15 protein-coding genes, 1 tRNA gene and 1 riboswitch are annotated in these 13,764 nt (G+C 41.6%); of the genes, 1 reads left to right on the top strand and 15 read right to left on the bottom strand.

Going from position 1 to position 13,764, the window contains the following annotated elements:
- Positions 1-310: 310 nt before the first annotated feature.
- The 9 genes from PG840_RS14330 to PG840_RS14290 form a co-directional block, all read right to left on the bottom strand.
- Positions 311-396: transfer RNA gene (locus PG840_RS14330), tRNA-Ser, on the bottom strand.
- 88 nt (positions 397-484) lie between these two features.
- A complete protein-coding gene (gene ispD / locus PG840_RS14325; protein ID WP_270205374.1) occupies positions 485-1,192 on the bottom strand; it encodes a 2-C-methyl-D-erythritol 4-phosphate cytidylyltransferase in 708 nt (235 codons plus the stop codon).
- Positions 1,193-1,234: 42 nt separating this feature from the next.
- Positions 1,235-2,266 (bottom strand): tRNA (adenosine(37)-N6)-threonylcarbamoyltransferase complex transferase subunit TsaD, encoded by a 1,032-nt coding sequence (gene tsaD / locus PG840_RS14320; RefSeq protein ID WP_008373677.1) that lies wholly within the window; start codon positions 2,264-2,266, stop codon positions 1,235-1,237.
- A 26-nt stretch (positions 2,267-2,292) separates the two neighbouring features.
- Positions 2,293-3,201 carry a ribonuclease Z gene (locus PG840_RS14315; protein WP_008373675.1) on the bottom strand — a complete coding sequence of 303 codons (909 nt, stop codon included), beginning with the start codon at positions 3,199-3,201 and terminating at the stop codon, positions 2,293-2,295.
- The gene (locus tag PG840_RS14310) at positions 3,195-3,446 is read right to left on the bottom strand and encodes a hypothetical protein (RefSeq protein WP_055158650.1); all 252 of its coding nucleotides are present in this window, start codon (positions 3,444-3,446) and stop codon (positions 3,195-3,197) included. Before PG840_RS14310 ends, PG840_RS14315 begins: the two co-directional genes overlap by 7 nt.
- A 140-nt stretch (positions 3,447-3,586) precedes the next feature.
- On the bottom strand, positions 3,587-4,051 hold the full coding sequence (rimI, locus tag PG840_RS14305) for a ribosomal protein S18-alanine N-acetyltransferase (RefSeq protein WP_055247571.1): 465 nt from the start codon (positions 4,049-4,051) through the stop codon (positions 3,587-3,589).
- Positions 4,044-4,781 (bottom strand): tRNA (adenosine(37)-N6)-threonylcarbamoyltransferase complex dimerization subunit type 1 TsaB, encoded by a 738-nt coding sequence (gene tsaB / locus PG840_RS14300; protein WP_008373668.1) that lies wholly within the window; start codon positions 4,779-4,781, stop codon positions 4,044-4,046. The genes rimI and tsaB overlap by 8 nt, the downstream gene beginning before the upstream one ends.
- A 1-nt stretch (position 4,782) precedes the next feature.
- Complete coding sequence (gene tsaE, locus PG840_RS14295; protein ID WP_022220008.1) at positions 4,783-5,214, bottom strand: tRNA (adenosine(37)-N6)-threonylcarbamoyltransferase complex ATPase subunit type 1 TsaE; 432 nt, start codon at positions 5,212-5,214, stop codon at positions 4,783-4,785.
- Between the two features lie 15 nt (positions 5,215-5,229).
- Positions 5,230-5,742 (bottom strand): YcxB family protein, encoded by a 513-nt coding sequence (locus tag PG840_RS14290; protein ID WP_055247568.1) that lies wholly within the window; start codon positions 5,740-5,742, stop codon positions 5,230-5,232.
- Positions 5,743-5,904: 162 nt separating this feature from the next.
- Positions 5,905-6,054, top strand: a riboswitch (FMN riboswitch).
- Between the two features lie 113 nt (positions 6,055-6,167).
- On the opposite strand from PG840_RS14290, the gene PG840_RS14285 reads away from it, so the two are divergent.
- On the top strand, positions 6,168-6,812 hold the full coding sequence (locus PG840_RS14285; RefSeq protein ID WP_270205375.1) for an ECF transporter S component: 645 nt from the start codon (positions 6,168-6,170) through the stop codon (positions 6,810-6,812).
- A gap of 118 nt (positions 6,813-6,930) precedes the next feature.
- Here the strand turns inward: PG840_RS14285 and glgD are convergent, their stop codons facing one another.
- From glgD to PG840_RS14255, 6 genes are all read right to left on the bottom strand, one after another.
- A complete protein-coding gene (glgD, locus tag PG840_RS14280) occupies positions 6,931-8,049 on the bottom strand; it encodes a glucose-1-phosphate adenylyltransferase subunit GlgD (RefSeq protein ID WP_195250452.1) in 1,119 nt (372 codons plus the stop codon).
- A gap of 1 nt (position 8,050) precedes the next feature.
- Positions 8,051-9,190, bottom strand: coding sequence for a glucose-1-phosphate adenylyltransferase (locus tag PG840_RS14275; protein WP_008373659.1), 1,140 nt, complete (start codon positions 9,188-9,190; stop codon positions 8,051-8,053).
- A gap of 223 nt (positions 9,191-9,413) precedes the next feature.
- Complete coding sequence (locus PG840_RS14270) at positions 9,414-9,947, bottom strand: hypothetical protein (protein ID WP_055156248.1); 534 nt, start codon at positions 9,945-9,947, stop codon at positions 9,414-9,416.
- Entirely contained in the window at positions 9,938-10,621 is a 684-nt protein-coding gene (locus tag PG840_RS14265) for a DnaJ domain-containing protein (RefSeq protein ID WP_270205376.1), read from the bottom strand. The genes PG840_RS14270 and PG840_RS14265 overlap by 10 nt, the downstream gene beginning before the upstream one ends.
- On the bottom strand, positions 10,602-11,453 hold the full coding sequence (locus PG840_RS14260) for a DUF5685 family protein (protein WP_117824528.1): 852 nt from the start codon (positions 11,451-11,453) through the stop codon (positions 10,602-10,604). Before PG840_RS14260 ends, PG840_RS14265 begins: the two co-directional genes overlap by 20 nt.
- 3 nt (positions 11,454-11,456) lie before the next feature.
- Positions 11,457-13,610, bottom strand: a complete 2,154-nt coding sequence (locus PG840_RS14255) for a Tex family protein (RefSeq protein WP_270205377.1) — start codon at positions 13,608-13,610, stop codon at positions 11,457-11,459.
- Positions 13,611-13,764 lie beyond the last annotated feature (154 nt).

Here is a 13,764-nt window from a genome sequence, read left to right as displayed (position 1 = left end):
GAGGGATTCGAACCCTCGCGCCGCTATTAACGACCTACTCCCTTTCCAGGGGAGCCCCTTCGGCCAGCTTGGGTATTTCTCCAAAACGTCCGTTATTTAATATACACGATTCTTTCTTTTTTGTCCAGTACTATTTTCAAGTTTTATATATTACTCACTTACAAGATTAAATTCCACTCTCATGTGGAATTTAATCTTGTAAAATAATGTAACTTCAAAGGTAAATCTTACCTTTTTTCATTTCACCTTTTTACTCCCCAAAAACCAAGCCGAACAATAAAAAAAGCAGAACATATTGTTCTGCTTCAACCGGAGAGGGTGGGATTCGAACCCACGCGCCCTTTCGGACAAACGGTTTTCAAGACCGCCTCGTTATGACCACTTCGATACCTCTCCGCATTTATTAAGTTGTTGCTGTGTATCAGCGACAAGATAGATAATATCATAGTGATACATTATTGTCAACACTTTTTTTAAATCTTTTTCAATTTCTTTTTTTGATCAGACTTTCTGCTAATATCAGATCTTCTGGCGTTGTAATCTTTATATTCTCATACGAACCTTCTACCAACTTTACTGCACAGTTTTCCATACGCTCTACAACCATCGCATCGTCTGTTATCCCTATTTCATTTTCTTCATTTTCCATCAATTTAAAATATGCATGACGAATCAATGCAGTCTCAAATACCTGCGGAGTCTGAATACACCACACAAATCTTCGTTCCGGTGTATTTACTGCGAAATCATTCTCATCTACAATCTTTACCGTATCTTTCGATGGCATTCCTGCCACACATGCCCGGTATTCTTTTACTGCCTGGTAAGTTCGTTCTATGATCGATTCATCAACAAACGGACGTGCTCCATCATGAATAAAGACATAACCTTCCGGTTCTATTTCTCTTAGTGCTTTATATACAGATTCATACCGTTCTTTTCCACCAACCACAATTTTGTTAACTTTTGTGATTCCATAAGCGTCTATAATATTTTTCCGGCAATAATCAGTCTTACCTTCTCCTGTCACAAGAACAATTTCATCAATAATCGGAGATGCTGCAAATGCAGCAAGAGAATAGTAAAGTACAGGCTTTCCGCATATTTCCAGATACTGCTTCTGTATTTTTGTACCCATCCGGCTTCCTTTTCCTGCTGCCAGGACTACTGCTGTACATTTTTCCCTGTTCATATTACTCTCTCCTTTTTACCTGCATTTCGTGGTTCGCCCACTCTATCTTTCGCCAAGTTTCAGATTCGGGACTGCATTCAGATCCCATCCATGTCTGGTTCCATTTATGTATTCATAATAAGCCGCCACACCGATCATTGCTGCATTATCTGTACAGAAAATCGGTGACGGATAGTAAAATTCTATTTCATTCTTTTCACATGCCTGTTTCATTGCTGCACGAAGACTACTGTTTGACGCCACGCCTCCTGCAATTGCAAACTTATTAAGTCCATATTCTTTTACTGCATGCATTGCATTGTCTACCAGCACATCAGTAACTGCTTTCTGGAAGGATGCAGCAATATCAGCACGGTTGTATTCAATCCCTTTCATCTTGCAGCCGTTAATATAGTTTAAAACTGCTGACTTCACGCCACTGAAGCTGAAATCATATGGGGAATCTTCGATATGCGCGCGTGGAAATGGGATTGCATCTGGATCCCCCTCTTTTGAAAGCTTATCAATCTTCGGTCCTCCCGGATATCCCAGGCCAATTGCTCTAGCCACTTTATCAAAAGCCTCTCCTGCCGCATCATCTCTGGTTCTTCCAAGAATCTCATAAGTTCCATAATCCTTGACGCATACGAGATGCGTATGTCCCCCAGACACAACAAGACACAAGAACGGTGGTTCCAGTTCCAGATTCTCAATATAATTTGCAGAAATATGCCCTTCAATATGATGAACTCCAACAAGTGGTAACTTTTTCGCATATGCGATTGCTTTTGCTTCTGCCACACCGACAAGAAGCGCACCAACAAGCCCCGGACCATAAGTTACACCGATTGCATCAATATCATCCAGTGTAACCTCTGCATTTTCCAGAGCCTCTTCTATTACCTGATTAATCTTTTCAATATGCTTTCTCGATGCGATTTCCGGAACCACACCACCATATAATTTATGTAGATCTATCTGTGATGAGATCACATTTGACAACACCTGTCGTCCGTTCTTTACAACGGCTGCTGCCGTTTCATCACAGGAACTTTCAATTGCCAGTATTAATATATCCTTTTTCTCTGTATCCATATTTTTCCTTCTCTCTACTGCTTTGCTTATTCCGGGAAATCCAGTTCTGTTGTCATACGGTCTTTTCCTGCGATCGCATGTGGAAAGATTGCCCGCACTTCATCCATATATTCTTCCGGATGGCGCAGGGACGGGCTGTAATGCGTAAGCCACATTTCTCCTACCTCCGCCTCTTTTGCCAGGTTTGCTGCCTCATAAAAGGTCATATGCTTATATTCTACTGCCTTTGCCGCTTTTTCTTTTTCTCCGTACATTCCTTCGCAGATAAACAGGTCTGACCCTTTTGCATTCTTCCGGATAGAATCCGTCGGTCTTGTATCTGTACAATAGGTAAGCTTAATTCCTCTTCGAGGTGGTCCAAGGACCATCTCCGGCGTCAATATTCTTCCGTCAAGCTCTACTGTCTCACCTTTTTGAAGGTGTTTCCAGTATTCCTTCGGGATTTTCTGTTCTGTTGCCCTCTGCACATCAAATTTGCCGGCACGGTCGATCTCAATCGTATAACCGTAACAGATCACATTATGTTTTACACGAAATGCTTTCAGACGATATCCATCCATCTCAAAAATCTGTTCTGGCTCTGTAATTTCTCTATAGTGGATTTCAAATGGCAGTTCCGGCGCGATCACTCGCAGAGAACTCACCACTCTCTCCAGACCTTTCGGTCCAATCAGAGTAAGCGGTTCCTTTCTGTCCGCATTTCCCATTGTAAGAAGAAGTCCCGGAAGTCCGCTGATATGATCTCCATGATAATGTGTAAAACAAATTACATCGATCGGTTTAAAACTCCATCCCTTCTCTTTTAACGCAATCTGTGTGCCTTCACCACAGTCAATCAGCAGCTGGCTGCCGTTATATCTTGTCATAAGTGCGGTCAGCCATCGATAAGGAAGCGGCATCATTCCACCGCTTCCAAGCAAACATACATCTAACATTCTAACTCCTGTTCTCCATATACCGGAATCTGGAAAGATGCTATCCAGGTATCATAACATTCCTCACAGATATCAAATCGATGGAGTTCTCCGTCTTTGTGCGAAAAATATCCCCATCTTTTTTCAACTGTAAGCATCTCTTCCTCCGGTATTCCATTTTTTATTGTGATTTCTTTTTTACACTTATTGCACACAATCTTTGTGACTGTATTTTTTTCTGTCTGAATTTTTTTATAATTACGCATCTTACTTCCTCCTGAGTATCTTTGCAAAAAAGACTGCCATTTCATTTTTCAGCTCTTTCTATGTTCAGGTACATTATAACGTCACAGACTGACGCCTTCCAGTGGGAAGTCTTGTATATTCTTGCGATTTCTTCCATTTTCTAAACCATACGGCTCATCAGGATTGCATCTTCCGGATTTTTCCCTCCGTAATAGAACTTTCGCTCTCCATCGATTCCAAATTTGTTTTTTTCATAAAAAGCAATCGCTGTCTGATTACTCTTACGGACATCAAGAAGCATTCTTTTCAGTTGCTTTTCATGGCAGATCTGTTCCATAAATCCAAACAGCATCTGTCCAATTCCTCTGCGTCTTTCAGATTCAGCAACTGCAATTCTTGCAATCTCGCATTCATCCAGAACATAATAACACAGAAAATATCCCAGCAGGGTATCCCCTTCCATTGCTGCCGCACAAAAAGTATGCTTCTGTCTGACAGTTGATCTCACCTCATGATAACTCCACGGATCCGGAAATACGTCTGTTTCCATCTGCGCCACCTGTTCCATTCGTTCTCTGTCATTTTCTGTTATCAAAGTAATTTCTATGTTATCTCTATTACTCATGTGTTTTTTCTGCTTTCAGACGTTCTTCTCTTTCCCGTTCTGCCTGTGATACACGCAGATAATCCGGTTTGTGTTCCATTGCAGTTTCTGTTTTTCCTTCTTTATAATACTGAATTCCAAGCATACCGACTGCTGCAGCTCTCTGCTGGTTCATATGTGCCGGTGCAAATGCAATATCATAATTCGTCATCAATTCCTTCTCCAGCCTGTCTTTATGCACCGGTACACCGTCTCCAAGAAAGATCACTGGTTTTCCATAAGTACAAAGTTTTTTTGCAAGTTCATCGATTTCGACTGCCATCTGTGCTTCCAAAACCTGCAGTTTATCACCGTCCATCTGATAAATACCAGTATATACCTGATTTCTTCTTGCATCCATGATCGGACAAATGATCCTGTCTGTATAACACAGATTATAAGCAAGTCCGTCTACTGTCGGAATGTGAATCAAAGGCTTCTTCAGTGCCAGCCCCAGTCCCTTTGCAGTTGCTGAACCAATTCTGAGTCCGGTAAATGATCCCGGTCCTCCTGCTACCGCAATCGCATCAATCGTATCCAGATTCATATCCGTCATCTTCACGATTTCATCCAACATCGGTAATAAGGTCTGTGAATGTGTCTTTTTATAATTGATCGTATACTCTGCAATCGTTTTGGAAATTTCGTTTTCTTCTTCAACTACTGCGACAGTTGCAACAAGTCCCGAACTGTCTATTGCTAAAATGCGCATATTATTCTCCTCTTTTCTCTACCGTAATCCGGCGGAAATCAAATCCCTGTTCCAGATCTTTTTCTATCGTGATCTCTGTCCGGTTCGCCGGAAGAATCTCATCGATCAGGTTCGCCCATTCGATCAGGCTTACACCGTCTCCATATACATAGTCTTCAAAACCAATCTCGTCCATCTCTTCAATGTCACCAATCCGATACACATCAAAATGATAGAACGGAAGTCTTCCGTCATCATATACCTGGACTATTGTAAAGGTTGGACTGCTGATCGGTTCTTCAATCCCCAGTCCTTTTGCCAGTCCCTGGGTAAATACGGTCTTCCCGACGCCGAGATCTCCTACCAGTGTATAGACTTCTCCTGCTTTTGCATGACTCCCGATCTTCTTACCGAGATCATAGGTTTCTTTGGCACTTCTTGTTTCAATTATCATCTTCTGGTCTGCCTCCTAATTTGCACTGACGTGTCTGATATTGACTTTCTTGGCTGGCATATGTGTAGAAATCATCTGCACTGCTGCCGCATACTGTTCTCCCAGGGATTCTCTTGGAAAAATCAGTGCTCTTACCTTTGTTACATATATAATTACAGACTGACCGGTTGAAACTGCCTTCCGGAAATCTCCCCATTCATTAAGCACACTTTGTTCATCCTGTGAAATGCGGATTCCTTCTTCGTTAAGTTCATAACTAATCGGTTTCTGAAACATCGGGGAGCGCATTACCTGTTCTGCCGCACGTGCTTTTAAATGAAGTGGGTTTCCGATCAGAAAAATTGCGGCAAACAAAAAGAACGTTGCTGCTGTACTGTAGCTTCCAAACATACATTGTCTGATTCCCAGCACCAGTGTTACACCACCGAAAATCACACCAACGATTCCACTAAGGCTTGTATAGGAAGTATAGAGCATAAAATCAAACATGGCTTTTTTTGTCATTTTTACTTCAAACTTTATATTCATTCATTTTCCTCCATATCAGATTAAGTCACACCGATTATATCATACCGAATCTTTGGAAACAAGTCGTTACTGCTCACTCCGGGTTTAGAAAAACACTGTCTTTTCTTAACTTGTACTTGTATTTTATATACGCCTGCGCTATAATGTGTTCAAATGAACAAGGAAATTCTTCGGGGTAGGGTGACTTCTTATCGCTATAGTATAAGCAGAATTCCCAACCGGCGGTTACAGTCCGCGACCTGTCAGATTTCTGACAGCTGATTTGGTGCAATTCCAAAACCGACAGTAAAGTCTGGATGAGAGAAGAAAAAGTGATTTTGCAAATAATCCCCCCGACGTATTACGTCGGGGATTTTTTTGCATAGGCTTTCGAAGATTTTCCTCCTCAATTCATCTGATTATGTCAAGAGAAAAGGAGAGAAAAAATGAGTACAGATGTAATGACAAACCAAAAAACAACAACGAAAGAAAAAAAACGTATCAGCACAAAGGTAATTGCACAGATTGGTGTGCTCGGAGCAATCGCTATGGTTCTGATGTTATTTGATATTCCACTTCCATTTGCACCAACCTTTTACAAAATTGATTTCAGTGAAGTTCCGGTCCTTGTCGGAGCATTTACCATGGGACCTGTAGCCGGCGCTTTAATCGAACTGGTCAAAATCCTGTTGAACCTCCTGATCAGAGGTACATCAACAGCTGGTGTTGGAGACCTCGGAAACTTCCTGATCGGATGTGCAATGTGTATTCCGGCTTCCCTGATTTATCAGAAGTTACATTCTCGCAAGGGTGCGATCATCGGTATGGTAACAGGAACTGTTTTTATGACAATTGTCGGATGTTTTATCAATGCATACCTTCTGCTTCCGGCATACGCTGCTGCATTCCATATGCCGATCGACGCACTGATTGCCATGGGAACCGCAGTCAACAGTCATATCAACAGTCTTCTGACTTTTGTTTTACTTTCTGTTGCACCTTTCAATCTGCTGAAAGGTTTCCTGGTATCATTGATCGTATTCCTGATCTACAAAAAGATCAGCCCGATTTTACAAATGGGACGCGAATAGATTATAATTTTACAAAGCAGCAAAAGGGGTTCGTTATGAGCCTCTTTTTTTATGAAACAAAAAAACAGAGAGAAGTCTGCCCACGCCGACATTCTTCTCTCTGTTGAATTTCTTTTGATTATAAAGTATCGTTTCTTCTTACATATCCTGGTTTTTCCGGATCTGCAATCAGTTCCTTTGCATGGACAATCCTTGCACTCTTGTCCACTACCTGCGCTTCAATCTGTGCATCCTCTCCAATTACAACTCCCGGAAGGATAACACTGTCTTTGACAACTGCACCTTTCTTAATTACGCATCCACGTCCGATTACCGAATTCTCAACAGTACCCTCGATCAGGCATCCATTGGAAATTACTGAACTCTTGACACTTGCTCCTTCATAATACTTTGTTGGGCATGAATCATTTGTTCTTGTGTAAATCGGCCAGTTCTTATCAAACAAAGTCACTGCATTCTTCATATCGATCAGTGATAAGTTTGCATTATAGTAGCTCTTAAAATCTGTGATAGATGCAAAGAATCCTCGATGTGACATTCCACGTACATCCAGTTCACTGCATGCCATATTCACAATATCATTAAGTGTGAACATGGAAGAAATCTTTCTTCCCTTTTTAACCAGTTCCATAAACAGATCTTTGCGCATTACATAAGTGTCCATGAAAATATTACGGTTTTTCGCGTTACCATGGTTCGGTTCCAATGAAAGGACACCCTTCTGCTTGTTCAAATTAAGTGTTGAACAGTTCAGATAGTATTCTTTTGCATTATCCACACTGTGATATAACAGGGTAATATCTGCACCGGATTCAATATGTGTCTTAAGTAATTCATCATAATTCTGTGTATAAATCATATAACTTGGTGCAATAACTACATATGGATATTTTACAGCTTCAATACACTCCATATTTTCTTCATATGCCGCCAGGTCATTATTGTATACACTCCATTCTGCATTTGCAAAATCAGAATAAAGAATATGAAGACGGCCACTCTTTGAGTTGATATTGTAATGACGGCCTGTTCCAAGATGTTCTGTAAGAGAACGCGGTTTTCTTCTTACATAAACCTGAATATGTTCGATTTCACTGTTGCTCATATTAGAGATTGGGAAATCGATAACTCTGTATCTTCCAAGGAATGAAACAGCACCAACCGGACGGTAATTCTGCATCTCTCCTACCCGGATATTGTTGCCGGCAAAACTTACGATTCCAAATGCCTGTGCCATATTACTCATCCCCCTTAACACGTTTTGATACTAATTCAATATGTTCACTGTCTGCTGATCCGACAACTGCATTTTTGCCAATCTTTACGCCATCAGCCACAAGCGCTCTTGTTACAACTGCACCTTCTTCTACTTCAACGCCCGGCATCAGTACACTGTCAATAATCTGTGCACCTTCGCCGACTCTTGCACCTGTAAACAATACAGAATTTTTGACTTTTCCATTGATCACACATCCCTGGTTGATAAATGCTCTTTCAATCTCTGCTGTCGGACCAACATACTGAGGAAGCACAGTTGTATCCTCTGTGTAAATCTTCCATGAATCATCATTCAGATCAAGTTCATTTTTACTATTGATCAGATCCATATTTGCTTCCCACAGGGAATCAATTGTTCCGACATCTTTCCAATATCCTTTGAACTTGTATGCATAGAGCTTTCTTCCATCATTCAGCATAGTCGGAATGATGTCTTTTCCGAAATCATGATTGGAATCCTGATTTTTCATATCTGCAAGGAGCATCTTTCTTAAAAGCTTCCAGTTGAATATGTAAATACCCATGGATGCCAGATTACTCTTTGGATTCTCCGGTTTCTCTTCAAACTCTACAATTCTTCCCTCATCGTCCGTATTCATAATACCGAAACGGCTTGCTTCCTTCATCGGAACCTCAATGACCGCGATTGTTGCATCTGCTCCAGTCTCTTTATGATAATCAAGCATATTATCATAATTCATCTTATAAATATGGTCACCGGAAAGAATCAGTACATATTCTGGTGCAAACATGTCCACAAAATCAATGTTCTGTGAAATTGCATCTGCTGTTCCTCTGTATACATCCAGATCCGCATCCGCTTTTTCACGCGGTGGAAGTACATAGACTCCGCTGTTCTGGGCATCTAACCCCCATCTGCGGCCTGCCGCTACATAACTGTTAAGTAAAATAGACTCATACTGTGTCAGGACTCCTACATTATCAATTCCGCTGTTGGCACAGTTGCTAAGTGGAAAATCAATGATTCTGTATTTTCCACCATATGAAACCGCAGGTTTGGCTACTTTATTTGTAAGCTCGTGAAGACGACTTCCTCGTCCGCCCGCCAAGATCATAGCAAGCATATTATTCTGCTTCATAAGTGAATCCTCTCTTTCCTATTTGTCCTGTCTTATATTATACAATTTTTCTGTTAAATTTTCCACTTTTTTGTGCAAAAAATACATAAAAATTTATATTTTTATTATTATGATGTGTTCGAGGATTATGGGAATTGCGTAGCAATAGAACAATCCGGTTACATCAGTGAACAGCAAAATTTACTTTCGACACTCACATCATCATTATTGTATTATATATGCTTTAAAATCCGAATTTATGTCTATTTTCTTTCCAGATTTTCCCCATTGCATATTCATATGTCTTATCAAAGACAAAAAGTATAAATTGTCCGAATACAACAGACATAAGCATTATTCCTTTTGCGGTCTTTTTTTCAGATAACATACTCCAGAAATATATTAAACCCGGAATATAAAGTACATTAAATACCAGATATTTCATGAGCCAGAAAAAGTTACGGCTTCTGATCCATCCAGAAGCTCTTCCAGAAAAATGCCATATTGTTTCTATAATTAGAATATAAAATCCCATAAATGCATAGGAAACCACATATAATTTATTCGGAGACAGAAGGATTGCCAGCAAAATTCCAGCCAATAAAAAGCCTGCCCCGCTTTTCAATCCAAATTCCTGAATCACAATCCCGACAAAGAAGGACGCCGCCGCCAGTAAAAAAAGGGTATTCGTTTCGATCACACTGCCAAGCGCAATCCCCACTTCTGTCAGTGCAAGCATAACGCCTGCAAATGCAATCTTTTTTGTATTTAGATGCATGGACACAGATCTCCTCCCATACATTCACATAATGAATCTGCGATCCACAGATCACAGCACATATTTCCAGTTCCACACGGAGAGGAATTACGATTGCCATATCCCTGACCAAACGGATTACTATTATATCTCTGTGCTCCCCAGTTCAGCTGGTTCATCAGCTCTCTGTACTGCGGGTTATTCGGGTCCATATTCACTGCCTGCGCAGCATAATCCCTTGCCAGCACATTGTTGCCTACGCCGGCGTTGGCCATGGAACTTGCATAATACCATTGTGCAGTCCGGTCATTCATACGGTTCAACACATTGATCGCGTCCTGATATCTACGGTTATTGATAAAATTGAATGCCGCCTGCATCTCCGGATTCATATTATTGTACTGCTGATATCTGCCATTGCCATAAGATTGATTCCCATAGGAATTATTACCATAAGAATAGTTTCCTGAACCCGCGCCGTATCCGTAATTATATCCTCCATTCGCCCGCTCTTTCATAATTTCATCATAAGCTTCCTGTACTTCTTTGAACTTTTCTTCAGCAAGATCCCGAAGCGGATTATCCACATTGGCATCCGGATGATATTTCCGGCTCAGTTCTCTGTACGCATTTTTTATCTCCTCTTCCGACGCATTTGGTGATACGCCAAGCACCTCATAAGGATTCTTTGTCATCTTCCTTTTCCTCGCTTTTCTTTTCTTGTATCTTTCTGTAATGTTTCCATACGCCATCATACAGGATATTCCGCAGGATATCCACGTCCAGTACACATGGCAGAATTTCAAAATTTCTTGCGCATTCGCCGATCATCATGCACAGAATGTCTCTGCATCTTTCTTCATATCCGGCTTCTTCATGCATCTTTTTTAATGGATTATAAGTTCCTTTTTCCAAGTCCTTATCCAGATCTTCGTAAGCATCCATAATATAAATATATTTGCCCAGATAGAAACCGATCCCTCGAAGCTGCTGTTCCCAGCAGTCTTCTTTATATACCATCATCTCTTCCATCAGCCGGCCAAAACAGCCTGCCGGATAGTCAACTTCCTGTATACCCTGACTTTCATATTCCGAAAGCTTTGCCATTTCTTCTCTGATCACACGACTCTGCCTTGGATATTTCCGAATTGCTTTTTCTACTTTTCGCTTCAAGGCCATACTCCCGAGAAGCCCTGCTACTTTCTTCTCATCCTTCCAATCATCTTCCAGATGATAATACGCCATGATCAGATTCATATCGGCCGCATACTCTGTGATCTCATTTTCCAGCATTGGCTGTGGCTTTAACGGATGCATCTTACAGCGATGGCTTTCTGCCTTTGTTTCACTTTCATATAAAGAAGTAAGTAAAATGATCACAAATGTCATATCATAGGCAAGCGTAAGCTGACCTGCGCTGCCATACTGTCTCTTCAGCGACTGACAAAGGCCACAGTAATACGCTTTATATTTATGATAATCTTTTACTTTTAATTCCGGCTCATTCGCCGTCACATATCCGAACATGTATTACTGAATTCCTCTCATTGTAAGCTGGATCCGCTTCTTCTGTAGATCAACGCTCATCACCTTTACATCTACAACATCTCCTACGCTGACTGCTTCCAGTGGATGCTTGATAAAACGATCCGTGATCTGGGAAATGTGCACCAATCCGTCCTGATGCACTCCAATATCGACAAATACACCAAAGTCAATGACATTTCGCACGGTTCCTTTCAGAATCATTCCTTCCTTCAGATCCTTCATATCAAGGACATCCGTTCTGAGAATTGGTTTCGGCATCTCATCTCGTGGATCACGCGCCGGTTTTTCCAGCTCTTTGACAATATCCCGAAGGGTGATCTCTCCTATTCCAAGTTCCTCAGCGAGCTTTTTGTAATCTTTGATGGTAAGAGACAGACCTGTAAGTTTGCCGCCTGCAATATCTTCCGGCTTGAAGCCCTGCTTTTCAAGAAGCTTTCCTGCCGCCTCATAAGACTCCGGATGTACACTGGTTCCGTCAAGTGGATTGGTTCCTCCCTGGATCCTCATAAACCCGGCACACTGCTCAAATGCTTTTGGTCCAAGTTTTGGTACTTTGAGAAGTTCTTTTCTATTCTCAAATTTTCCATTTTCTTCCCTGTAGGCAACAATATTTTTCGCAAGGGTTCCGGAAATACCGGAAATATAAGAAAGCAGCGGAGCCGATGCAGTATTTAGGTCCACACCGACTTTATTTACACAGTCTTCTACCACACCGCCAAGTGCTTCTCCTAATTTTTTCTGGTTCATATCATGCTGATACTGCCCGACACCGATCGACTGCGGATCGATCTTTACCAGTTCGGCAAGCGGATCCTGAAGACGTCTTGCGATGGATGTCGCGCTTCTCTGCCCGACATCGAATTTTGGGAATTCTTCTGTAGCAAGTTTACTTGCTGAGTACACAGATGCTCCCGCTTCATTTACGATCACATACTGCACTTTTTCCGGAATCTCTTTTAACAGTTCTACAATAAACTGTTCTGATTCTCTGGATGCTGTTCCATTCCCCAGGGAAATCAAAGAGATGTGATACTTTGGAATAATCTTTTTCAGCAGATCTTTTGCTGCCTGGATCTTCTTCGGAGTCGTAGGCGCTGTCGGATAAATTACAGTCGTGCCGATTACTTTTCCGGTCGGATCTACCACAGCAAGCTTGCATCCGGTACGGAATGCAGGATCCCATCCAAGCACAACCTGTCCAACGATCGGCGGCTGCATCAGAAGCTGCTCCAGATTCTTTCCAAACACAAGGATTGCGCCATCTTCTGCTTTTTCCGTCAGTTCGTTTCTCAGTTCACGCTCGATCGCCGGTGCGATCAGTCTCTGATAGCTGTCGGCCACAACCTCTTTCAAAACCGGTGTTGTGTATGGATTATCCCTGCGGATCACTTTCTTTTCCAGATAACGGAGAATTTCCTCTTCCGGTGCTTCAATCTTAACACTCAGGAATTTTTCTTTTTCTCCACGGTTGAGTGCCAGCACACGGTGTCCGGCTACTTTGCTGACCGCTTCTGTAAAATCATAATACATCTCGTATACAGATTCTGCTTTTTCATCTTTTGCAGCAGAAACCAGCGTACCCTTTTTGAACGTCAGATCGCGGATCCTCTTTCTGTAATCTGCCTCATCTGAAATATTTTCTGCAAGAATATCTTTCGCACCGTCAATCGCTTCCTGCACATTTTTCACGCCCTTTTCTTCAGAAACATATTTTTCTGCCTCTTTTTCCAGGGGCTCCTTACTATTCTGAAGAGAGATCAGAACCGCCAGTGATTCCAGACCTTTTTCTTTTGCAATTGTCGCACGGGTCCGGCGTTTGGGTCTGTACGGACGATAAAGATCGTCCACCAGAACCTGCGTCTCTGCTGCCACGATCTGTGCTTTCAGCTCAGGTGTTAACTTGCCCTGTTCTTCAATACTTGCAAGAACCTGTTCTTTTTTCTCTTCCAGGTTCCGCAGATAGGTCAGTCGTTCATATAATTTACGAAGCTGTTCATCATCCAGTGTACCGTGTGCTTCTTTTCTGTAACGCGCAATAAACGGAATGGTATTTCCTTCATCGATCAGCTTTACAGCCGCATCTACCTGCCACTTTTTTACGCCCAGTTCTTCTGTTATTTTCTGGTTAATATCCATTGATATCCAATCCTCTCTTTTTGTTCGCTATGGATTTAATGATACCATGTCATCTCTTATTTTTCAATTCCCGTTAAAATTACAGAGTTCGCTCGGTTTTCTTGTCTTTTTCTATTAAATATGCTATACTACAGCTAATCTGACTGAAAAGTTT

The sequence above is a fragment of the Coprococcus sp. AM97-35 genome (genome assembly GCF_027697525.1).
Taxonomy (GTDB): domain Bacteria; phylum Bacillota; class Clostridia; order Lachnospirales; family Lachnospiraceae; genus Allocoprococcus; species Allocoprococcus comes.
The sequence above is the reverse complement of the archived record's forward strand: the minus strand, read 5'-3'. Positions and strand labels throughout refer to the sequence as shown.